Here is a 21,225-nt window from a genome sequence, read left to right as displayed (position 1 = left end):
CCGCCCCGGCAGCCTGCGGATCGGTCCACGAGGAAGGGAAACCAGATGCGCAAGTGGGGTTACGCGGCCTTGGGCACCGCGCTGGTGGCGGCGGTGCTCGGCACTCCGGTCGCCTCGGCGGCCGGTGATCAGGCGGCCGGCGGGCAGCAGGAGTGCCGGCGGGCGTTCGACCACGCCGTGTGGGAGGACATGGACAGCTACAACAAGCGCGACGCCGCCCGCTACCGCGCGATCATCCACCGCGACATGGTCACGGTGGGCCGCCGGGGCAACGTCATCATCGGCTACGACGCGAACGTGAACCCGGTGCTGGAGCAGTTCAAGGTGCCCTACGAGTTCTCGATGCCGTGGACGGTGACGCACACCGTCGTCGAGGACTGCCGGATGGGCTACGCCATCCTCGACGCGCACTACCTCGAGCCGTCGCACGGCATCGACCGTCACTTCACGATCAGCCTCACGCTGGTCCGCGACCACGGCCGGTGGCAGGTCGTCAAGGACACGGTCACCGACGTCGTCGCTTGACTCGTGGAGGCGCCGGGACTGGGGGTCCCGGCGCCTCCGCGTCACCGGCTCACCCCACCCGCAGGCCGCGGCGCAGGGCATCGATCTCGTCGGCGAACATCCGGCGGGAGATCGCCGCCGTCTCGACCATCCCGGACCCGTGGAAGGTGCCCGGGTAGTGGCGCAGCTCGGCCTGGACGCCCGCGTGCGCCAGCCGCCGCGCGTACTCGATCCCCTCGTCCCGCAGGGGATCGAACTGGCAGGTCGTCACGAACGCGGGCGGCAGCCCGGACAGGTCGGTGGCGCGCGCCGGGGCCGCGTAGGGCGAGACGTCGTCGCCGCCGGGTTCCGTGCCGAGGTAGCTCGTCCAGCTGACCACGGCGTTCGGCCGGTTCCAGATCGGGGTGTCGGTGTAGTCCCGCATGGACGGAGTGTCCAGCCGGTCGTCCAGCTCGGGGATGCCGAGGTACTGGAAGCACAGGGCCGGTCCGCCGCGGTCGCGGGCCAGCAGGGTCACCCCCGCCGACAGGCCGCCGCCCGCGCTGTCGCCCGCGATGCCGATCCGGGCGGGGTCGATGCCGAGCTCGTCCGCCTTCGCCGCGACCCAGCTCAGCGCCGCGTAGCAGTCTTCGACCGGGGCCGGGAATGGGTGCTCGGGAGCCAGCCGGTAGTCCACCGCCACGATCACGATGCCCAGCTCGTCGACCAGGTGCAGCAGCTGCGCGTGGGACATCTCGAGGTCGCCCAGGACGAACCCGCCGCCGTGGATGTAGAGCAGGCCGGGCACCGCACCGGTGCGGTCCGCCGGCGCGTAGACGCGGACCGGCACGTCCGGGGCGTCGGAGGGTCCCGGCACGGCGGTGTCCCGGACGTCGACGGGGTTCGCCGGTTCGTAGGACGGCAGGACGTCGGCCAGCTGTGCCATCGAAGTGCGCGCGGCCAGCACGGACTCGTGGTCGGAGAGGGGCACGCCCGGCAGCATGTCCAGCCAGGGCACCAGCTCGGGATCGATCGCGTAGGTCATGGTCCGATCATCGGCCTGCCGGTGTGACCCCGGCCACCGCCACGCGGCGGGCGTTGCCGGGCCGGACCTCGCCATCCGGCGGCGGCCGCGCCTATCGTGGCGGCATGAAAGGCCTGCTGCTGAGGCTCTCCGGACTCGACGCCGACGCCGAGAACGCCGTGCGGGTGATCGGGTTCTTCGACCGCCTGATCACCGGTCGCGCCGGCCTGGACGTCCTGGTCCGCAGCACGGCCGAGCTCGCCGGCTGCCCGGTCGGCGTGCACGCGCCCGGGCAGGGGCTGTCGCTGCGCGCGGAGCCGGGCGCGGACGTCGTGACCCCCGGCCCGGCGCCCGCGGGAGCGGCCACGCGCGTGCTCGAGGGCGGCGTGCTCGTGTGGGTGGCCCGGGCGGGCGCGCCCGTCCCGCTCGACGACATGCTGCTGGAGCGGTTCGCCATCGCCACCGCGATCCTGCTGGAGCACTCCGGCGTGCCACGGCCCGAACTCGGGGACCCCGCGCTGGTCGAGCTGGTGCTGTCGGAAGACGTCGGCACGGCCGAACGGGCCCGGGCCCTGCACCTGCTCGGCATCGCCCCGGCGACCCGGCTGCGCGTGCTGGCCGGTACCGGCGTCGACGCGCTCGCCGGGTGGTCGGCACCGCTGGGCCGGGTGCGGGCGGTGCTGACGACGGGCGAGGTGCCCGGCCCGCTCCCGGACGGCGCCCGCGCCGGGATCGGCCCGGAGCTGCCCGCCATCGAGGTGGCCCGGTCGTGGGCGGCGGCCCGGACCGCGTTGCGGTTCACCTCGGCCACCGAGCCGGTGGTGTGGTGGGACCGGCTCGGCGGCCTCGCCGCGCTCGACGGGAAGCTCGGCCCCGCGGACCTCGCCGAACTCGCCGACGTCCGGGCCCTCGACCGCCTCGCGGCCGAGTCCCACGGCGAGGACACCCTCGCGGCGCTCGGCGCGCTCTGCGCGACCGGCTCGGCCCGCAAGGCCGCGGCGGTGCTGCACCGCCACCACAGCACGATGCCGGCCCGGCTGGCCCGGGCCGAAGCCGTCCTCGGTTTCGACGTCGACTCCCCCGCCGGCCGGTTCCGGCTGCACCTCGCCCTCATGCTGCGGCGGCTGCGGGACAACACCGACCCAGCCCCTCTCGCAGGTCCGTGAATGGCACATTGAGGGACTTGAAGTCCCTCAATGTGCCATTCACGGACCTTTACCGGCCACGCGCAGGTCAGCTGACCGTCCTGAGTGGACTCCGGTCCGCCGCACCAGGTCCGCCGCCGCCGCGGGCCACTCGGGGTGGTCGAAGGCGAACCCCGCTTCCCGCAGCCGTCCCGGCACCACGCGACGGCTCTTCAACAGCAGTTCCGTGTCGCTGCGGAGCACGAACGCCCCGATTTCCGCCATCCACTTCGCCGCCGGCAACCCGAACGGGACGCCCGCGGCTGCGCGCAAGGCACGCTGGAAGTCGCGGTACGGCAACGGTTCCGGGGCCGCCAGGTTCACCGGGCCGCTCAGTTCGTCCTGCGCGACGAGGAAGCCGATCGCGCGGACCAGGTCGTCCTCGTGGATCCACGACACGTACTGCGCTCCGCCCGCCACCGGGCCGCCCAGGCCCAGCCGCGCCAGCCGCAGCAGCGCCTCGAAGGCACCGCCGGGTTCCGGGCTCATCACCATCGCCGTCCGCAACGCGACCTTCCGCCTGTGCGGCGTGTCCGCCAGCCGCTGCTCGCGCTCCCACGCTTTGGCGATTTCGACGCTGTAGGCCCAGTAGCCGGGCACGTCCGGCTCATCGCCGCCGAGAACGCCGGTGGTCTCGTCGTTCGGCGCGTCGTGGCGGTGCGCGTAGATCGTCGCCGTGCTCATCTGCAGCCACACCCGTGGCGGCCGCCCGGCGCGGACGATCGCACCACCGACGACCCGCGCCGAGTCGACGCGCGAGGCCGTCATCTCCCGCAGGTTCGCTCGCGTGTACCGGCAGTTCACCGACCGGCCGGCCAGGTTGAGCACGACGTCGCTGCCGTCGATCTCCGCCGTCCACGGCCCCGCGGCGCGTCCGTCCCAGCGGACGTGGCGCACCCCCGGCTCCGGCCGGGCCTCCCGCCGGGTCAGCACGACGACTTCGTGGCCTTGCCCGGTCAGCGCGCAGCTCAGCACGCGCCCGAGGTGGCCGGTGCCACCCGGTATCACGACCTTCATGGAACCCCCTTCACGATCCGCCCGCCTCACGGTACCCGAAGAGTTGAACACGTTCAAACAGGCGTGCTATTGCTCATCACTCGAAGAATTGTCACGAAAAGTTACACCCCGGAGAGTGCGCCGAGGAGTCCCCGGCCGCCACCTCCCAGAGCCGCCGAAGATCAGCATCAGGGCCCGGACAAGATCACGGGACGGTCTCCGCCATTCGGCCGATCTGGTGACGAAAACCGCAGGTCACGTTCGAGCATGAGGAAACTTTTCTCGGTGAAACGGCAGCGGTTCGGCCCGATCCCGCGCGTGGCACGTCCGGCCGCCGAGGACAAGGGACCTCGGACCTTCGCAGTCGGGCCGGTCGCCCGAGGTGAAGATCGCTCTGGAATTCGCACACTCTTCGTGACGGTCCACACGGACGACTCCCCCGGCTTCGTCTTCGGGGTCTACCTGTCCGCCTACGTCTGCCCCGGCGCCGGAACGTGCGCGCCGGGCGGCACCCCCGGCGGCCCGGGCGCGGGTGGCCTATGTGGACGGTGACCCGTCGAACCCGGTCGCCGGGGCGAGACAGGTGTCCGTGCTCAGCTGGTCGGGGAACCGCTGACGCTCAGGCCAGGCCCGCCAGCCGCTGGTAGGCCTGGCTCAGCGGGCCGGCCACGAAGATCGCCACGAGGGCCCCGGCGATCATGAAAGGCCCGAACGGCAACGCCGTCTTGCGGCCGCCCTTGCCCGTCGCCAGCACCGCGACGCCGGCCACCGCGCCGAGCAGGAACCCGCCGAACGCGCCGATCAGCAACGCCGCCCAGGACAGGTAGCCGAGGATCCCGCCCAGGACGCCCGCGAGCCGGACGTCGCCGAAGCCCATGCCCGCCGGGTACGCCAGCGCGAGGACGAGGTAGAACCCGAACAACGCGGCACCGCCGATGCCCGCGCGGGCCAGCGACCACCAGTCGTCGCGCCACCAGGCCGACGCCGTCAGCAGGACCGCGAGCACCGGGTAGGACGGCAGCACGATCGCGTTCGGCAGGCGGCGGCAGTCGAGGTCGATCAGGGCGAGGGCGATCCCGATCGCGCCGAAGTACAGGAACGCGGGCAGGTCCGGCGGGCCGAACCGCAGCGCCAGCAGCGCGAACAGCACGCCGGCGCCCAGCTCGACCAGGGGGTAGCGGACGCTGATCCGGGTGCCGCAGCCCGCGCACCGGCCGCGCAGGACCAGCCAGCCGAAGACGGGGACGTTGTGCCGGGCGCGGATCCCCTGCCCGCAGTCCGGGCACCGCGACGGCGGACTGACGACCGACTCACCCCGCGGCACCCGGTGGATCACGACGTTGAGGAACGACCCGACGAGCAGGCCGAGCACCGCCGCCACCACGACCGGCACCGCCATCGGGCCCCTCCTCCGACCGCGGACACGAACCCCGCAGATCTTGCCCGACGACGGTCCCGCCCGCGACCGGGTCACTCACACGACTCACGTGCTGCCCGTCGGTGCCCGCGGAATCACCGCCCGGCCGCGGCTGTACGGGCCTAGAGTGCTGGGGATGACCGCTGGAACGCCGCCGCCGATCGTCACCGGGGTGGACGGGTCGGCCGAGTCGCTCGACGCCGTCCGGTGGGCCGCGCGGACCGCCCGCCTGCGGGACGCGCCGCTGGAGATCGTCCACGCCCTCGACGTCTCCGCGCTGCTCGCGGGCGGGGTCGTGCCGCCGCCGGACGAGATGGTGGACGCCCTGCGCGCCCGGGGGCGCCGGGCGCTGAGGACCGCGCAGGAGCTCGCCGCCGCGCAAGGCGTTCCCGGCGCAGTCACCCGGCTCGATCCCGACCGCGCGGCCCAGGCGCTGGTCGAAGCGTCGAGAACCGCCGCGTTGCTCGTCGTCGGGTCGGCCGGGCACGGCAGGCTGACCAGCCTGCTCGCGGGCTCGGTCGCGGCCGCCGTCGGCACCCACGCGCACTGCGACACCGTCGTCGTCCGCGGGGACAGCTGGGACGAACCGGCCGCGGCCGGCCGCCCGGTCGTCACCGGCATCGACGGCAGCGAGGCCGGTGCCCGGGTCCTGGCGGCAGCCCTCGCCGAAGCCCGCCTGCGCCGGGCGCCGCTGGTCGTCCTGCACGCCTGGGCGGACACCCCGCCGCCGCACCCGGACCCGCGGTGCGTCGCCGAGGCCGGGCAGCGGCTGCTCGGCGAGCGGGTCCTGGCCCACGACACCGGCGACGTCGAGGTCGAGCGGGTCGTGGTGCACGCCCACCCGCGCCGCGAGCTCGTCGAACGCAGCGGCACCGCCCAGCTCGTCGTCCTCGGCGACCGCGGCCGCGGCGGTTTCCCCGGCCTGCTGCTCGGCTCGACCGGCCAGGCTCTCCTGCACCACGCCGCCTGCCCGGTCCTCCTGGTACGCACCACCTCCTCCTGACGGAAGCGGAACGGAAGCGGGGCCGGGCAGGATGGCGGGCGAAACGAGGGAGGAACCCATGAAGACCTTGGTGCGGGCCGGGCTGGCCGCAGTACTGGCGGCAGCGACGGTCCTGCCGTCACCGGCGGAGGCGTCCACGGGCATCCAGCGGACGGCCTTCTGCAGCTCCGGCGGCTTGAGCGGCCGGCTCACCCTGGAGTACGAGGCCTCGGGCGGGAATTACCACCCGGTCGGCGCGTACACGGCGTCGGGGCCGTACATCGGCGACTCGGGCACGCTGGTGCTGCAGATCGCCTACCGTCAGGGGGCGACGATCCACACCATCTACACCCGGTCGGTCCCGACCGGCGGCAGCACCAGCTTCGCGATGTCGGGCCTCGACGTACCGTTCGGCTCGTTCGGCACCGCGTCGGCGAAGTTCGACAACGGCACGGCGTCCTGCACCGCGACGGTGCCGATCAGCTAGCCGCCGGGTCGAGGGCCGCGCGCAGGATGGCCCGCGCCGAACCGGCCAGCACCGCGGCCGCCTGGTCGCGGTGCAGGCCGCCGATATCGGTGAGCCACACCAGGGACTCGATGCCGGTCGCCGACCGGATCGCGACCGCGAGACCGTGGACGTCGAGCTCCGGACGCGTGTCCGCGAGCGGGGCCAGTGCCTCCTCGATCCAGCGGATCGCCCGGCCGCGCCGCAGCACCGGCCGCGGCGCGCCGGGCTCCAGGGACAGCCGCAGCTGGGCGCGCAGCTGCGGTTCCCAGCGCAGCGTGAACGCGATGAACGCCCCCATCACCAGGTCCAGGCGGGCGGCGGGATCGGCGGGCGCGTCCGCGGGCAGCAGGCCCGCGTCGTCCTGGATCTCCGGGTACGCGGCGAGCAGCAGCGCGCGCTGGTTGGGGAAGTACCGGTAGGCGGTGGTGCGGGAAATCCCGGCCGCCTCGGCGGCGTCCTCGACCGTCGGCGACCCGCCGCGCGCGAGCAGTTCGTGGGCGGCCGCCACCAGCGCGGCCCGCGTCCGCCCCTTCTGGCTGCGCCGGCCCGTGGACTCATACGGGACTTCCATGCCATCATGGTACCGGAGTCCCATAAAGGAGGCGGCCATGACCGGTGACCCGGCCGACACGAACCCCGAGCTGTACCGGGTGGTCTTCGAAAACGAACGGGTGCGGGTCCTGGAGTACAGGGACACCCCCGGCGACCACACCGCGCCGCACCGGCACCCCGACACGGTGATGGTCACGCTGAGCGCGTTCAGCCGCCGCATTTCCGCCGGAGGCCGCGAGGTCGGCGTGGAGCTGCCCGCCGGCGCGGTGCGCTGGGTCGCGGCCCAGGAGCATTCGGGCGAGAACGTCGGCGGCACGCCGTCGCACGCGATGTTCGTCGAGCTGAAGGAGCCCCGGCCCGGCGGGGCCGTCGCGGGCACCGCCCTGGGTCCCGGCGCACCGTGACCCAGGGCGGTTCTCACCCCGGTCAGCAGCTCGAGTGCTGGATGGTCTTGAAAATGTTGACAGCGCTGAAGAGCGCCGCGTCGTAGGTGAAGTGCTTGCTCCAGAAGTAGTGCGGCGGCGGGTTGCCGTCGTCCATCCGCGGGCTGTCGAACGTGCCCGCCGAGAACAGCTTCGTCCCGGCGGTGGTCTTGAAGTCGAAGCCGGAGTGCCAGACGTCGCCGGAGTGCGTCTGGTAGGTCAGCGTCGTCGCGCTCCAGTCACCCGTGCCGTCCGACCGGATGACGATGGTCCCGTTGTCCTGCTGGCAGTCGCCGACGTGCAACTGGCCCCAGGTCGCGCTCTTCACGTCGAGCGCGGTGGCCTGGGCCGCCGGGGCACCCGCCAGCAGCGCCGTCCCCGCCGCCGCGGCGGCGAGAACCGGTGCGAGACCCCGAATCATGCGTTTCATGGACGTCCTCCCGAAGAACCGATGGCCGCGGACCCTCCGGTCCGCGCTTGCCGACCTTCGCAGCGGCCGTCGATAATCTGTCGACAGTTCGTCGACGGAGATCCACCCGGCTGTGGGACGTATCCCGTGCGGCCTGGGCCGCTCTTGTACGCCGAAGCGCACGGGATACCCGCGCGCGGAGGGGCGGGCATGGGCGGGGTGGACCTCGGGGTGCTGGGACCGTTCGAAGTGCGGCTCGACGGCGAGCCGCGGGACGTCGGAGGGCCGCGCCTGCGGACCCTGCTGGCGGTGCTGGCGGCGGAGGGGGGTCACGTCGTCAGCGTTCCCGCGCTCGGGCGGGCGCTCTGGGGTGAGCGGCCGCCCGCGCACGCCGACCGGACCGTGCGGACGTACCTCTCGCGCCTGCGCGGCACGGTGGATCCCGGGCTGATCCTGACCCGGTCGCCGGGATACGTCCTGCACGCGGCGCCGCAGGCCCTCGACGCCGCGCGGTTCGAGCGGCTCGCCGCCGAGGGCCGCCGGGCGCTCGCCGCCGGGGAGCCCGCGGCGGCGCGTGCGCACCTGGCCACCGCACTGGGCCTGTGGCGCGGGAGCGCCTACGAGGAGTTCGGCGACGTCGAAATCCTGCGGGCCGAAGGAATGCGGCTCGACCGGCTGCGCCACAGCGCCGTCCAGGACCGGATCGACGCCGACCTCGCGACCGGCGAAGACGCCGGGCTGATCGCGGAACTGGAGGCGCTGACGGCGGCGTTCCCCGGGCACGAGCGGCTGTGGGCGCAGCTGATGACGGCGCTCTACCGGGCCGGCCGTCAGGGCGACGCGCTCGAAGCGTTCCGCCGCGCCCGGCACGGCCTGATCACCGCGTCCGGGGTCGAACCGTCACCGCTGCTCGCGCAGGTGCACCGGCAGGTCCTCGCCCACGACGCGGGGCTGCTCACGACCCACGCCAGGACCGTGGTGACCATCCCGGACGACGCACTGGCCGCCGGGGAGCACGCGCTGCTGGAGGACGGCGACCTCCGGACGAGCCGGGAGCACTTCGAAACCGCGTACCTCCGTGCCGAGCGGGCCGGGGACGCCGACGCGCTCGCCCGCGCGGTCCTCGGCCTGGGCGGGGTGTGGGTGCACGAGCACCGGACGGCCGCCGGTTCGGCGTCGCTGCTGACGCGCCTGCGGTACGCGCAGGAGGCGGTGGATCCCGCCTCGTCGCTCGGTCACCGGCTCCGGTCCCGGCTCGCGGCCGAACTGGACTACGCGGCGGGTACGCACGGCCGGATCCTGGCGATGGCCGAGCACACGCGGGCGGTGGGCGACCCGGTCGCGCACGCCGAAGCGCTGAGCCTGGCGCACCACTGCCTGCTCGGCCCGGACCACACGCAGCTGCGGCGCGCCCTCGCGACGGAGCTGGTCGGGGTGAGCGGCCGCTCGGGACGGCGGACCGACCTCGTCATGGGCGTGCTGTGGGACACCGTCGACCTCTTCCTGGCCGGGGATCCGCACGCCGAACGGCGGCTCGGCGAGCTCCAGGACCTCCTGGCCGCGCGGAAGCACCTGGCGGCCGGGTTCGTGGCCGACGCCCTCGGGGTCATGCTGGCCATCCGCGCCGGCCGGTTCGCCGAGGCCGAAGCCGCGGCGCAGGCCTGCGCCCTGCTCGGGCAGACGGCGGGCGATTTCGACGCGCTCGGCTGGTACGGCGCGCAGCTGGTGGCGATCCGGTGGTTCCAGGGCAGGCTGGCGGAACTCGTGCCCGTGCTGGACGGGCTGATGCACTCCCCCACGCTGAGCCCGATCGACAACTCGTACTACTCGGCGCTGGCCGTGGCGGCGGCGTCGGCCGGGGACCGCCGCACCGCCGCGGGCGCCCTGGCGCGGCTGTGCGGCGACGACCCGGGTGCGCTGCCCCGGTCGAGCACCTGGCTGATTTCCCTGTGCGGCGCCGCGGAAACCGCGTACCTGCTGGACGACCGGGCCACGGCGGCGCGGATCCACGAGCTGCTGGTCCCGTTCGGGCAGCTGCCCGCGATGGCGAGCCTGGGCATCGCCTGCTTCGGCTCGGTCCACTACCAGCTGGGCACGACGGCGCTGACCGCCGGCGACCCGGACCGGGCGGTGGCGCACCTGCGGGCCGCCGTCCGGCACAACCTCGCCCTCGGCCACTGGCCGGCGGTGGTGTTCTCCCGCCGCCGCCACGCCGAGGCGCTGCACCGCCGCGGCGGTCCGGGTGACGGCGCGGCCGCGGACCGCGAGCAGGCCGCGGCCGACGAGGAAGCCCGCAGCTTCACCGAGCCGTCGGTCAGCGGGCGATGACCTGCTCCGGCTCGGCCCGGCGGCCGACCAGCCGGAACAGCGGGGCAACCGCGGCGAGGTCCAGCGCGCGCCGCACGACGCGGGACGGCTTGAGGACCAGGTCGATGCCGGCGTCGGCGCAGCGGGCCCGCAACCGGCCCAGCGACGCCACGCCCGTCACGCCGCAGAAGCCGACGCCCAGCAGGTCGACGACCAGCCGTTCCGGCGCGGCCGCCACCGCCCGGTCGAGTTCGTCGTCCAGGCGCGGTCGTGTGGCCATGTCGATCTCGCCCGCGATCGTGACCCGCAGTGTTCCCGGCCGGGGCTCCGCGGTCGTCGCGGTGAGCAGTAAAGCGGACAGGTCGAGGGCGCTCATCGAAAGGCTCCTTCCAGACGGTGTCGGCTGCGAGTGATCAATTCCTACCCCGCCCCGGCCGGAACGAAACGGCGTGCCCTTCCCATCCCGGGCCTCCGGCTGAAAAGCTCGGGTGCCGACGAGGAGGAGCGACGATGCCCGGACTTCTGCTGCGCGACGGCCGTCCCTGGAGCGCCGGCGGCCCGGCCGACCTCCTCATCCGCGACGGCGTCATCGCGAAACTCGGTCCCGGTCTCGACCCCGGCGACGCCGAGGTGATCGACCTCGGCGGCCGGCTCGTCCTGCCGGGCCTGGTCGAAGCGCACTGCCACCTGGACAAGACGCTCTTCGGCGGGCCGTGGCGGCCGCACTCGGCCGGGCCCGCGCTGGCCGACCGGATCGCCGACGAGCGCCGCCACCGCGCCGAGCTGGGACTGCCCGACCCGGCCGCCGTGACGGCGTTGCTCGAAGCGATGGCCGCCGCGGGCACCACGCACGTTCGTACGCACACGGACGTCCACTCCGGCACCGGACTCACCGGCGTCGAGGTGGTGCGCGACGTCGCCGCCCGGCTGGCCGGGCGGATCACCGTCGAGCAGGTCGCCTTCCCGCAGAGCGGCATCCTCGCCGACCCCGGCACGGCCGCCCTGCTCGAGGAGGCGATCGGGCTCGGGGTGAGCGCGGTCGGCGGCATCGACCCGGCCGGGATGGACCGGGACCCGGTCCGCCACCTCGACGTCGTCTTCGGCCTCGCGGAGCGCCACGGTGTCCGGATCGACCTGCACCTGCACGACCCGGGCTCGCTCGGCGTGTTCGAGCTGGAGCTGATCATCGAGCGAACCCGCGCGGCCGGCCTGGCCGGGCGGGTGACGGTCAGCCACGCCTACGCACTGGCCCAGGCGGACGCCGCGACACAGGACCGGCTGGCGGCAGGGCTGGCGGACGCGGGCATCACGATCACCACGGCGGCGATCTTCGACTTCCCCGTCCCGCCGGTGAAAAAGCTGCGCGAAGCCGGGGTGAACGTCGCCTGCGGGCACGACGACATCCGCGACCTGTGGAGCCCGTACGGCAGCGGCGACCTCCTGGAGCGGGCCATGCACCTGGCCTACCGCAGCACGTTCCGCCGCGACGAGGACATCGAGGCCGCGCTGGAAGCGGTCACCTTCGGTGGTGCGCGGGCACTCGGCCTCGACGGCTACGGCCTCACCGAGGGCGCGCCCGCCGACCTCGTGGTGGTCGACGCGGAAACCCCGGCCCACGCGGTCGTGACGCGGCCTCCGCGCGACCTGGTCCTCAAGGCCGGTCACGTCGTGGCCCGCGGCGCCACTCTCCGCCCTGGTTCGTGATGGCCACCTTGAGGAACTTCAAGTTCCTCAAGGTGGCCATCACGGCTTTGGCCGGGTCGCGTGAGGCGACCGCCGGAGTATAGGGCGTTATACGAGTCAGTAGACGTACGGCCAGCCCGCGCTGTCGTAGCCGATGAGGTTGATGCCGAGCTTGCCCGTCAGTGCACGGGGTTCCACCCGTCGCTGCCGGCGAGGTACCGCTGGGCCGTGTAGTTCCCGGCTTGCGCGGCGGGCAGCTGCGGCCGGTCGGCCCCGGTCCCCGCCCCTGGACCGGTGTTGCGGTACTCGGTGAACCGCGCATCCTTCCACGAGAAGCCGGACATGTCCGTCCACGGCGCCTGCTTGATCGCCGCGGGCAGCGAAGTCTCGCGGATCAGGACCTGCGCGATCGCGTCGACGTCCCCGCCGGGGTGCCACGGCCGGCCCAGGTAGAAGCTCGCGTTGGCCGCCGAGCTGAGGACGCGACTGCCGACGATCAGGAACCCGTACGGGTTGCTCCGCCGGGTGCTCGCCGCGGTCAGGAAACCGTTGTTGGTGCTCGAACCGCGGTCGAGCGCGGTGATCGCCGCCCGGTCGAACACCGCGGTGGCACGGCCGAAGATGAAGTCGACGTCGCCGCTGATCGAACAGGTGCGGTAGTACTGGCGGCCGACCGTGCCGACGGCCGCGGTGTCGGCGTAGAGCGTGTCCTGGTGGCCGAGGAAGGTGACGTTGTCGAAGACCATCCGGTCGCCGGTGGTCTTGACCGCGACCGCCTGGGTGTCCTTGATCTCCGGGTGGGCGTTGCGGTCGAAGGAGTTGCGGAAGGTCAACGCAGTCGCGGTGAAGCCGTTGGCGGCGATCGTCGCGGTCGCGCTGCCGGACGTGCCGTACGTCGAACCGTCGGGCTTCTTGGTCCCGCTGGCGTTGTCGTAGTCGATGACGACGTCGGCGGCCTTGCCGGTGGTGCCGCGCAGGGTGATCCCGGTCTTGCCCGACGGCACCGTGATCACTTCGCGGTAGGTCCCGGGTTTGACGGAAATCGTGCCGCCCGCCGAAACCGCGTTGATCCCGGCCTGGACGGCGGTGTAGTTGCCCGAGCCGTCCTTCGCCACGACGACGTTCGCCGCCGCGCCCGAAGCCGGCGGGGCGGCCAGCGCCGCGCCGGTGAGCACCGACGCGACGAGCAGGGTCTTGAACATGACGCCTCCACGAGGGAACGCGCCGGGGGCACCGGACGGCGGCCGGCACCCCGGCGCGGGTCGGGGTTACTTGTAGGTGATGTTGGCCGCGGTGTAGAGGCAGTTCGTCGAGTCCGGGCCGCTGCCGGTCTTCGTCGGCTCGCCGCTGGTGACGCCCTTGTACTTCGTACAGGGCTCGAGCTTGCGGCTCGAGTCGCCGACGATGGTGATCCTCGTCAGCTTCGCGGTGTCGCCGTAGTTGGTGTTGATGCCGACCAGCGCCTTGCCCGGCACGGTGGCGGTGACGTTGTCGACGACGACGTTGCGCTTGTACTGCGTCTTGCAGTTGCCGCAGGAGCGGTACAGCTTGCCGAAGTCGTTGACCTGGAAGTTCCGGATGTACATGGTGCCGGGCCCGTTGTGCTGGAACACCTTGTCCGACGCCTTGCGCGCACCGCCGCCGTCGATGGTCATCGTCTGCGAGGCGGAGGTGCCCTTGAAGGTCGCGGCGTCCTCGCCGACGTCCTCCCACCAGACGTTGAGCAGCGTGCAGGTGCCGAGGCAGTGCACGCCGTCGGCGGCCGGGGTGCCGAGGACGACGTTCTTCAGGGTGGTGCCGTTGGACAGTTCGAAAATCGGGCTCTGGTTCTCGTCCTGGCCGCCGGTGCCGAGGTCGCCGGTGCCGTAGAACCGTTTGAGGCCGCCGTCGTAGGTGCCGCTGGTGACCTTGATCGTCTTCGGCACCGGCACGCTGGTGCTCGGGTTCGGCCAGGAAGCGGCCGACGCGGTCGCGCCGGTGCCGACCGCCGCCGAAACCACGAGCGCGGCGACGGCGGTCATCCGGACGATCCGGGATATCGATGGGGAAATCATTCGTCACTCCCTGGTCTGGTGCTTCAATCGGCGCTGAGGGAAACGTCCGACCGGGTTGTGAAAGCGCTTTCTCGTCACTGAGTTTCGGGTTGCGGGCAGTGGCCTGTCAATGTCGTTCGCCGCAGCGGCACGCATGTCGCCCGGATGGTCGCCGACGGCGAGGGTTTTCAGAAAACGCCGAAAGTATCGAAGGCTCAGCGGCCGGGGCCGGCGCCCGTCAGCACCAGCGCCGGGACCGCCCACGCCGGGTCGAGACGCTCGACGAAGCTCGGCGTCCAGCCCACGTCCGGCCCCAGGTCGGGGTCGTTGACCGCGTTGTACTCGGCCAGCAGGTCCACCGGCCGCGGCCGCGACGAGCCCTGCGCGGCCAGCGTCCCGGTGGCGTGCAGCACCGTTCCCTTCCAGTAGTGCACCAGCTGGCCCAGCGGCAGCCCGGCCGGGAGCCGGAAGAAGTTGTTCTCCGCGTAGATCTTGGACTGCACGCCCACGCCGAGGGAATACGTGTAATCGGCCGGATCCGGCACCAGGTAGAGGTTGTCGTAGACGTGCACCTGGCCGTACCGCGCCCGCGGCGCGCGCTGGCCGATGTCCGAGAACAGGTTGTGGTGCAAGGTGACGCGCAGCTTGCCGACGTCGTAGGTGGGCTTGTCGGTGTTGCCGATCAGCATGGTCTTGTCGTGCTCGCGCAGCCGGTTGTAGGACACCGTGACGAGGTCCGAGCCGTTGACGATGTCGAGCAGCCCGTCGTGGACCTCGTACTTGCGGCCGTAGTACGACGGCTGCTGCGTGTTCCCGCCGTCGCTGAACTCGTTATGGTCCACCCAGACGTGCGTCGCACCGACGAGGTCGAGGTTGTCGTACTCGGAGTTCCAGTTGCCGTCGGCGGTGTCGAGCGGGTCCCACTGCGGGAAGCAGTCGTGGGCGTCGGAGAAGCGCAGGTTCCGCAGGATCACGTTGTCGCCGGTGACGCGCAGGGTCAGCCCGTGCAGCGTGGCGGGGCCGAGCCCGGCGATCGTCGTGTTCGGGCCGACGTCGAGCACGACTTGCTTGGCCTGGTTGGCCTGCGACCGCGCGCGGGCTTCCTCCAGCGGCCCCGAGGGTGGCACTCTCCCCCAGGTCGCGGGATCGTACGCCGCCAGGTACGCCGGGAGACTGTACGCCGGGTCGGCGAAAGCTTCACAGCTCACCGGCCGGTCCGCGGCGTCGACGTTGCCCTCGATGGTCCCGCGGACGTAGACGATCTTCGGCGCGCCGGGGTTCGCCGCCAGGGCCGCGGCCAGCTCGGACCGCTTGGTCACCGTGTGCACGTCGCCGGGGGCGGCGGCCGCCCCGCCGGTCGTCCCCGTGGTCGCCGCGGCCCAGCCGTCGTGCGCGCCGAGCACGACCCGGCCGGGGTCGCGGCCGTGGGCCTGGGCCGGTGCCGCGGTGAGCGTCAGTCCGAGCAGGGCTAGGCACCCCGCGAAAGCCTTCCAGCGCATGTCGGCTCCTCTAGTCGGTTTCCTGTCTCTTGAGCACGCGCGCCGCGTACCGGCCGAGCCGGGCGGCGTCCGGGGCGCCGTCGATGACGACGACGTGGTGGGTCAGCGTCAGCTCCTCGTCCGGTTCGAGCAGCCACGGCCGGTGGTAGGTCGCGGCGAAGCTGACGACCGGGAACGGCTCGGCCCGGACGTACCAGGCCGTCGGGAAGGCCGCGTTCGCCGGGCTGTCGGCGAACAGCAGCGTCGAGGTGCGCAGGCTTTCGTCGTGCCGGCCGGTGAAGGCGAGCCACGGCGCGCGGTGCCCCATCGCGTCGGCCGCGGACTTCCCGTCCGGTGTCCGGACCGTGCCGCCGACGAACGAGCGCGGCCCGCGCCAGAACAGCCCGCCGTAACCCGCGGTATCGCGGCCTTCGGTGACCGGGCTCCCCCAGCGCAGCTCGCGGCCGCTGGTGTTGCGCAGGCGGCTGGACCAGGTGAGCGTCCAGCGCCCGTCGCCGGCCGAGACGTCGCCGAAGCGCAGCGTGCGGTGCTCGGTGAGCCAGCGCTTCCCGGCCGCGGTGCGCCAGGCCAGCTCGTGCCGCAGTTCGCAGTGGCCCGCCGCGCAGACGAGGCTTTCCCAGCGGACGTGGCCGATCGTGCCGTTGTTGTCGAGCGGGGTGTAGCCGCGGCCGCGCACGTAGGTGCGGCCGCCCCAGAAGTTTTCGGGTGCGGCGGAGTTCTCGCCCGAGAGGTGGGCCATCGTGAACTGCAGGCCGTTGTGCCAGGTGTGGTCGTACGGCCGGACCGCGGTCACGGTCTCCCCCGCGGTGGTGCGCAGCGGGTGCAGGTACGGCTTCGGCGAATCGCCGGCCGGCGTCGGCGGTGCGACGACGTACTCGGCCAGGACGACGTCGCCGAGCCGGACCCGCACCCGGCCGTCGTCGTCCTCGGCCAGCTCCAGCGTCCCGTCCCCGACCGCCGCCCGGCTCACGCCGGTTCCCCGATCTCCGCCAGCAGTTCTTCGACGGACACGGACCGGCCGGTTTCCAGGGACCGGTTGGCGGCCAGCCCGGTGAGCAGGGCCTGCAGGCCGGCTTCGTGGTCGGCCGCGCAACCGAGCGGGTCCGGCTCGGCGTCGCCGAGCAGCTCGGAGAGCATCCGCTCGTCCCCGCCGCCGTGTCCCTCTCCGAGGGCCTGGTCGAGCACGACCTCGGGCGGCGCCCAGAGCCGTTGCAGGGTCAGCCGGGCGCGCCCGCGCTTCGGCACCGGCTCGGCGCCGGATGCGTACTCGTTCTCCCGGACGTCCAGCTCCAGCCGCCCCTCGCTGCCGGAGAACGCGACGTGGTAGCCCTCCCGCGGCGAGTACGCGTGCAGGTGGTAGTTCAGCACCGCTCCGCCGTTGTGGCGCACGAGCACCGACAAGTCGTCTTCGATGGTGACACCGGGCGCGAACACATCCTGGTTCCGGACATAACCGTCTTCCCGCTCGGCGTCACGGTAGAGCGCGCGCAGCTTGGGTGAGGCTTCGAGGTCCAGCGCGAACCGGTCGCCGGCGGTGCGGTGCCGGCGACCGTTCTCATCCCCGTAGAAGAACAGCCGCCCGAGCGCGAACACCGTCTCCGGTCCGCTGCCGAGCCACCAGTTCACCAGGTCGAAGTGGTGCCCGGACTTGTGCACGAGCAGCCCGCCGGAGCCGGCCTTGTCCCGGTGCCAGCGGCGGAAGTAGTCGGCACCGTGGGCGGTGTCGAGCAGCCAGCTGAACTCGACCGAGCCGATCTCCCCGATCGCGCCCGCGGCCAGCAGCTCCCGCACCTTGCGGTGCACCGGGTTGTACCGGTAGTTGAAGGCGACGCGCACCGATCGCCCGGTCTCGCGGCGGGCGGCGAGGATGCGCCGCGCGCCGTCGACGTCGGTCGTCATCGGCTTTTCCGTGACGATGTCGCAGCCGGCCTCCAGCGCGGCGACGACGTAGTCCGCGTGCGTGTGGTCCGGCGTGCACACCACAACGACGTCGATGCGCTCCTTCGCCAGCATCGCGGCGAAGTCCGCCGGCCGGTAGCCGGGGATTTCCGTGCCCAGCCAGTCGTTGTGGACCCGCATCCGGGTCTCGTTGTGGTCGCAGAAGGCCGCGAGCTCGGCCCGCGGCGACGCGGCCAGTGCCCGGGCGAACAGCTGGGCCCGGGAGCCCAGGCCGACGATCGCGTGGCGACGCACCGCCATCACCTCTCTCGTTCCGGTAAAGCGGCGCCGGTCCAGGGCAGGGAGAGTTCGGAGAAGAGCGCGAGCCGTTCGGCCGCGGTGTCGACGTCGCGGTCGACGCCCGGCACCACGAAGTGCCGTTCGGGCCCGGTGCCCACGGCCTGGACCCATGCGGCGGGCAGGGGCAGCGGCTCCGGCGCGTCCCGCACGGCCTCCACCAGGGCGGTGAACGCCCGGGTCGCGGCCAGCGGGGCCAGCAACGGCACGCCGGCGCGGACGTGCTCGACCAGGTTGGCCAGCAGGTCCCGCGGCGGCCCGACTGGGAGCTGCCGGTCGTGGATGGTGACCAGGTCCGTCTTGTAGTGCCAGCGGATCCGGCCCGCCGTGCCGTGGACCAGCACGTACGGCTCGTGGTCGGCCTCGGCGGCAAGTGTCGCGGCGACGACGACGTCCGGGGCCCCGGCGAAGCTCAGCCGGGCGCACGCCGTGTCGTCCGACTCTATGTCCCGGGCCCGGTACAGCTCGACGGCGGTCCGCTCCGGCAGGACCTCGGCGGTGCCGTTGACCAGCAGGGCGGTCGCCACGGCGTGGGCGAACGGGTTGGTCAGCGTCCCATCGACGACCGGTTGCCCACCGACGCGACGGCGGCCCGCCCACCCGGTGCGCGCGAAGTACCGGTCCCGGCGGATCCACGCGCCGGCGGCGGCGATGCCGGTGACCGTGCCGATCTCGCCGTTTTCGATCGCGGCCCGCACCGCGGGGACGGCGGCCGAGCCGAAGCTCTGGAACCCGGTCTGGCAGGCGCGGCCGCGGGCGAGCCGGGTGAGTTCGTCGAAGGCCGCGAGGTCGAGCACGGGCGGTTTCTCGACGAGCAGGTGACAGCCGGCGGTGAGCGCGAGTTTCGCCAGGGGCAGGTGGGTGTGCGGCGGGGTCGCCACCACGGCGATGTCCGGGGCCGTGCGGGCGAGCAGTTCGGCCGCGTCCCGGGTGATCACCGCTCCTTCGGGCAGCAAGGCGCGCGCCTCTTCGGAGGGTTCGCGGATGTCGCACGCACCGGCGAGGACGAGCTCGCCCCGGTCGTGCAGGGCGCGGGCGCGGCGCAGGTGCTGGCTCGCGTATCCGGCCATGCCGAAGACGACCACCTCCGGCGTCATCGGCGGCCGCCCGTCGCCACCGCGGCGAGGCAGAGGGGCCCGGCGGCCACGAGGGCCAGGATCGGCAGCATCCAGACGAGCAGGGCGGCGACACCGGCGGCGACCGCGAGGAGCAGCGCGTGGCCCCGCGCCGCGGCGGTTTCCCGCGCCGCGGTCACGATCGCGCGGCGCCAGGGCTCCGAGCCGGTGGCCACCACCTCGCAGGTCCGCACCGCCACCACCACACCCGCCACCGCCAGCAGCCACAACGCGGGCCGCAGCACATCCGCCCCCGGCATCGAAGCCACCACTTCGAGGTCCACCGCGAACAGCACCACCGCCGCGAGGCAACCGAGCCCGAAGGGCACCCCGCCCCGGGCCGCCTCGCGGAAGTCCGCCCAGAACGTCGTCCACAGTGGACGTCCGATGTCGTGCCGGGTCCGGTCGAGGACCCGGCAGCCCGCCACGAACGCCGGGGCGGCCGTCACCACCGGCACCGACGCGAGCGCGACGAGCAGCCCCGCCAGCAGGCAGTCCGAGAAGTCGCTCAGCCCGGTTCGCCACCCTGGTGATCGACTCTGGGTCCGCATCGCCTCACCCCTTCAGGCCGCTGGTGCTGACGCCTTCGACCAGCAGGCGCTGGAAGGCGAGGAAGAACAGCACGATCGGAACGAGCGCGAGCGCGGACATCGCGAACATCGCGCCGAAGTTCGACTCGCTGCTGGTGTCCACGAACAGCCGCAGGCCGAGCGGCACGGTGAACTTCTCCGTGTCGTTCAGGTACACCATCTGCGTGAAGAAGTCGTTCCAGGTCCAGATGAACGTGAAGATCGACGTCGTGACCAGCGCCGGTTTCGACAGCGGCAGCACGACGTGCCAGAACGTGCGGTAGACCGAGCAGCCGTCGATGATCGCCGCTTCGTCGAGCTCGCGCGGGATCCCGCGCATGAACTGGACGATGAGGAACACGAAGAACGCCTCGGTGGCCAGGAGCTTCGGCAGGATCAGCGGGACGAACGTGTTGACCAGCCCGGCCTGCTGGAAGATCACGTACTGCGGGATCAGCGTGACGTGGTAGGGCAGCATCAGCGTCGTGATCATGAACGCGAACAGCGCGCCCCCGAACCGGAACTTCAGCCGGGCGAAGGCGAACGCGGCCAGCGAGCAGGACAGCACGTTCGCCGCCACCGAAAGCCCGGCCACGAGGAAGGAGTTGAGGAAGAACCGGCCGAACCCGACGTCCGCCGCTCCCTCCCAGCCTTTCGTGTAGCCGTCGAAGACGAACCTGGTGGGCAGCAGCGCCAGCCGCGAGAGGATCTCGTCCGGTGGCTTGACCGACGCGAACGCCAGCCACACCAACGGATAGAGCACCACGGCGACGATGACGAGGCACAGCACGTGCCAGCCGAACGACCGCGCCGTGCGCGGCAGCACGGTCATTTCTTGTCCTCCGTATCATCGTAGAACACCCAGAGCTTCGCGGTCCGGAACACGATCGCCGTCACGATCGCGACGACCACCAGCAGCACCCACGCCATCGCGGACGCGTAGCCCATCTTGAAGTCCTGGAAGCCGACCTCGAACAGGTAGAGCGTGTAGAACAGGTCCGCGTCGGCCGGGCCGCCGCGGCCGCCGCCGATGACGAACGCCGGGGTGAACGCCTGGAAGGCGTGGATCGCCTCCATCACCAGGTTGAAGAAGATCACCGGCGACAGCATCGGCAGCGTGATGTGCCGGAACCGGCGGAACGCGCCCGCGCCGTCGATCGCGGCCGCCTCGTGCAGCTCCGCCGGAATCTGTTTGAGTCCGGCCAGGAAGATCACCATCGGCGCGCCGAACTGCCACACCCCGAGCAGCACGATCGAGGCGAGGCTGAACTGCGGGTCGTCGACCCAGCTCGGGGTGTGCCAGCCGAAGAACGCGAGGACCTCGTTCACCGGGCCGCCGCCCATGAACAGTGCCCGCCACACCAGCGCCGCCGCGACACTCGCGCCGAGCAGCGAAGGCGCGTAGAACGCCGCCCGGTAGAAGCCGTTGGCACCGCGGCGGGTGTTGAGCAGCATCGCCACCAGCAGCGACACCGTGAGCTTCAGCGGCACCGAGACCAGGACGTAGATCAGCGTGACCTTCACCGACTGCAGGTAGCGGTCGTCCTCGGTGAACATGTGCGCGAAGTTGCCGAAGCCGACCCACTTCGGCGACGTGAACATGTCGTAGTCGGTGAACGAAAGGTACAGCGAGACGACCATCGGCCCGATGGTCAGCGCCACCGCGCCGAGCAGCCACGGGGTCAGGAACGCGAAGGCCTCCGGCTGGCTCTTGCGGCGGCGACCGGCCGGCCGGTCGCCCCGGCGCCGGACGCGCGCGGCCTCCGGCGGCGCGACCGGCGGGTCCGGGGTGCGCAGGGTCGTCATC

Annotated in this window: 24 protein-coding genes; 9 read left to right on the top strand and 15 right to left on the bottom strand. The window is 72.7% G+C overall.

Annotated features, from left to right (window positions below; all coding sequences use genetic code 11):
• Positions 1-45 precede the first annotated feature (45 nt).
• Positions 46-525 (top strand): hypothetical protein, encoded by a 480-nt coding sequence (locus A3CE_RS0148760; RefSeq protein WP_020647426.1) that lies wholly within the window; start codon positions 46-48, stop codon positions 523-525.
• A gap of 49 nt (positions 526-574) precedes the next feature.
• Here A3CE_RS0148760 and A3CE_RS0148755 read toward each other — a convergent pair whose 3' ends face one another.
• Complete coding sequence (locus A3CE_RS0148755) at positions 575-1,528, bottom strand: alpha/beta hydrolase (protein WP_020647425.1); 954 nt, start codon at positions 1,526-1,528, stop codon at positions 575-577.
• Between the two features lie 104 nt (positions 1,529-1,632).
• On the opposite strand from A3CE_RS0148755, the gene A3CE_RS0148750 reads away from it, so the two are divergent.
• Positions 1,633-2,673, top strand: a complete 1,041-nt coding sequence (locus A3CE_RS0148750; protein WP_020647424.1) for a PucR family transcriptional regulator — start codon at positions 1,633-1,635, stop codon at positions 2,671-2,673.
• A gap of 39 nt (positions 2,674-2,712) precedes the next feature.
• Here A3CE_RS0148750 and A3CE_RS0148745 read toward each other — a convergent pair whose 3' ends face one another.
• A complete protein-coding gene (locus A3CE_RS0148745; RefSeq protein ID WP_020647423.1) occupies positions 2,713-3,708 on the bottom strand; it encodes an epimerase in 996 nt (331 codons plus the stop codon).
• A gap of 393 nt (positions 3,709-4,101) precedes the next feature.
• Between A3CE_RS0148745 and A3CE_RS55825 the strand changes: the two genes are divergently transcribed.
• Complete coding sequence (locus A3CE_RS55825; RefSeq protein WP_245589750.1) at positions 4,102-4,239, top strand: hypothetical protein; 138 nt, start codon at positions 4,102-4,104, stop codon at positions 4,237-4,239.
• A gap of 67 nt (positions 4,240-4,306) precedes the next feature.
• Here A3CE_RS55825 and A3CE_RS0148740 read toward each other — a convergent pair whose 3' ends face one another.
• Positions 4,307-5,086: a prepilin peptidase gene (locus A3CE_RS0148740; protein ID WP_020647422.1), complete on the bottom strand. Its 780-nt coding sequence runs from the start codon at positions 5,084-5,086 to the stop codon at positions 4,307-4,309.
• Positions 5,087-5,240: 154 nt separating this feature from the next.
• Here A3CE_RS0148740 and A3CE_RS0148735 point away from each other — a divergent pair, with 154 nt between their 5' ends.
• Together A3CE_RS0148735 and A3CE_RS0148730 are read left to right on the top strand one after the other, a co-directional pair.
• Positions 5,241-6,107, top strand: a complete 867-nt coding sequence (locus A3CE_RS0148735; RefSeq protein WP_026469598.1) for a universal stress protein — start codon at positions 5,241-5,243, stop codon at positions 6,105-6,107.
• A gap of 58 nt (positions 6,108-6,165) precedes the next feature.
• A complete protein-coding gene (locus A3CE_RS0148730) occupies positions 6,166-6,573 on the top strand; it encodes a hypothetical protein (protein ID WP_020647420.1) in 408 nt (135 codons plus the stop codon).
• Here the strand turns inward: A3CE_RS0148730 and A3CE_RS0148725 are convergent.
• A complete protein-coding gene (locus A3CE_RS0148725; RefSeq protein WP_020647419.1) occupies positions 6,566-7,165 on the bottom strand; it encodes a TetR/AcrR family transcriptional regulator in 600 nt (199 codons plus the stop codon). The two genes, A3CE_RS0148730 and A3CE_RS0148725, sit on opposite strands and share 8 nt — an antisense overlap.
• Before the next feature lie 37 nt (positions 7,166-7,202).
• Between A3CE_RS0148725 and A3CE_RS0148720 the strand changes: the two genes are divergently transcribed.
• Entirely contained in the window at positions 7,203-7,550 is a 348-nt protein-coding gene (locus A3CE_RS0148720; RefSeq protein WP_020647418.1) for a cupin domain-containing protein, read from the top strand.
• A gap of 22 nt (positions 7,551-7,572) precedes the next feature.
• Here A3CE_RS0148720 and A3CE_RS0148715 read toward each other — a convergent pair whose 3' ends face one another.
• Positions 7,573-7,998: a DUF6294 family protein gene (locus tag A3CE_RS0148715; RefSeq protein WP_026469597.1), complete on the bottom strand. Its 426-nt coding sequence runs from the start codon at positions 7,996-7,998 to the stop codon at positions 7,573-7,575.
• Between the two features lie 189 nt (positions 7,999-8,187).
• On the opposite strand from A3CE_RS0148715, the gene A3CE_RS0148710 reads away from it, so the two are divergent.
• Positions 8,188-10,305, top strand: a complete 2,118-nt coding sequence (locus A3CE_RS0148710) for an AfsR/SARP family transcriptional regulator (RefSeq protein WP_020647416.1) — start codon at positions 8,188-8,190, stop codon at positions 10,303-10,305.
• On the opposite strand, the gene A3CE_RS0148705 is transcribed toward A3CE_RS0148710, so the two are convergent.
• Positions 10,292-10,660: an STAS domain-containing protein gene (locus tag A3CE_RS0148705; protein WP_020647415.1), complete on the bottom strand. Its 369-nt coding sequence runs from the start codon at positions 10,658-10,660 to the stop codon at positions 10,292-10,294. The genes A3CE_RS0148710 and A3CE_RS0148705 overlap by 14 nt on opposite strands.
• 134 nt (positions 10,661-10,794) lie before the next feature.
• Between A3CE_RS0148705 and A3CE_RS0148700 the strand changes: the two genes are divergently transcribed.
• Complete coding sequence (locus A3CE_RS0148700; protein ID WP_020647414.1) at positions 10,795-11,988, top strand: amidohydrolase; 1,194 nt, start codon at positions 10,795-10,797, stop codon at positions 11,986-11,988.
• A 158-nt stretch (positions 11,989-12,146) separates the two neighbouring features.
• Here the strand turns inward: A3CE_RS0148700 and A3CE_RS0148690 are convergent, their stop codons facing one another.
• Both A3CE_RS0148690 and A3CE_RS0148685 read right to left on the bottom strand, forming a co-directional pair.
• Positions 12,147-13,169, bottom strand: a complete 1,023-nt coding sequence (locus A3CE_RS0148690) for a pectinesterase family protein (protein WP_020647413.1) — start codon at positions 13,167-13,169, stop codon at positions 12,147-12,149.
• A 66-nt stretch (positions 13,170-13,235) separates the two neighbouring features.
• On the bottom strand, positions 13,236-13,892 hold the full coding sequence (locus A3CE_RS0148685) for a pectate lyase (protein ID WP_245589749.1): 657 nt from the start codon (positions 13,890-13,892) through the stop codon (positions 13,236-13,238).
• On the opposite strand from A3CE_RS0148685, the gene A3CE_RS59150 reads away from it, so the two are divergent.
• Positions 13,870-14,058, top strand: coding sequence for a hypothetical protein (locus tag A3CE_RS59150; RefSeq protein ID WP_245589748.1), 189 nt, complete (start codon positions 13,870-13,872; stop codon positions 14,056-14,058). The two genes, A3CE_RS0148685 and A3CE_RS59150, sit on opposite strands and share 23 nt — an antisense overlap.
• 157 nt (positions 14,059-14,215) lie before the next feature.
• Here A3CE_RS59150 and A3CE_RS0148680 read toward each other — a convergent pair whose 3' ends face one another.
• The 7 genes from A3CE_RS0148680 to A3CE_RS0148650 are packed head-to-tail and all read right to left on the bottom strand — an operon-like array spanning position 14,216 to position 21,224.
• Positions 14,216-15,499: a pectate lyase family protein gene (locus tag A3CE_RS0148680; protein ID WP_020647411.1), complete on the bottom strand. Its 1,284-nt coding sequence runs from the start codon at positions 15,497-15,499 to the stop codon at positions 14,216-14,218.
• 10 nt (positions 15,500-15,509) lie between these two features.
• Positions 15,510-16,469 (bottom strand): DUF6807 domain-containing protein, encoded by a 960-nt coding sequence (locus tag A3CE_RS0148675; RefSeq protein ID WP_020647410.1) that lies wholly within the window; start codon positions 16,467-16,469, stop codon positions 15,510-15,512.
• Positions 16,466-17,698 carry a Gfo/Idh/MocA family protein gene (locus A3CE_RS0148670; RefSeq protein WP_020647409.1) on the bottom strand — a complete coding sequence of 411 codons (1,233 nt, stop codon included), beginning with the start codon at positions 17,696-17,698 and terminating at the stop codon, positions 16,466-16,468. The genes A3CE_RS0148675 and A3CE_RS0148670 overlap by 4 nt, the downstream gene beginning before the upstream one ends.
• The gene (locus A3CE_RS0148665) at positions 17,698-18,831 is read right to left on the bottom strand and encodes a Gfo/Idh/MocA family protein (protein WP_020647408.1); all 1,134 of its coding nucleotides are present in this window, start codon (positions 18,829-18,831) and stop codon (positions 17,698-17,700) included. The genes A3CE_RS0148670 and A3CE_RS0148665 overlap by 1 nt, the downstream gene beginning before the upstream one ends.
• Positions 18,828-19,400 (bottom strand): YesL family protein, encoded by a 573-nt coding sequence (locus tag A3CE_RS0148660; RefSeq protein WP_020647407.1) that lies wholly within the window; start codon positions 19,398-19,400, stop codon positions 18,828-18,830. The genes A3CE_RS0148665 and A3CE_RS0148660 overlap by 4 nt, the downstream gene beginning before the upstream one ends.
• Positions 19,401-19,404: 4 nt before the next feature.
• On the bottom strand, positions 19,405-20,250 hold the full coding sequence (locus A3CE_RS0148655) for a carbohydrate ABC transporter permease (RefSeq protein ID WP_020647406.1): 846 nt from the start codon (positions 20,248-20,250) through the stop codon (positions 19,405-19,407).
• On the bottom strand, positions 20,247-21,224 hold the full coding sequence (locus A3CE_RS0148650) for a carbohydrate ABC transporter permease (RefSeq protein ID WP_020647405.1): 978 nt from the start codon (positions 21,222-21,224) through the stop codon (positions 20,247-20,249). The genes A3CE_RS0148655 and A3CE_RS0148650 overlap by 4 nt, the downstream gene beginning before the upstream one ends.
• Between the last annotated feature and the right edge of the window lies 1 nt (position 21,225).

It is taken from the genome of Amycolatopsis balhimycina FH 1894 (assembly GCF_000384295.1).
Taxonomy (GTDB): domain Bacteria; phylum Actinomycetota; class Actinomycetes; order Mycobacteriales; family Pseudonocardiaceae; genus Amycolatopsis; species Amycolatopsis balhimycina.
Note: the sequence above shows the minus strand (reverse complement) of the source record. Positions and strands in the feature narration are given on the sequence as shown.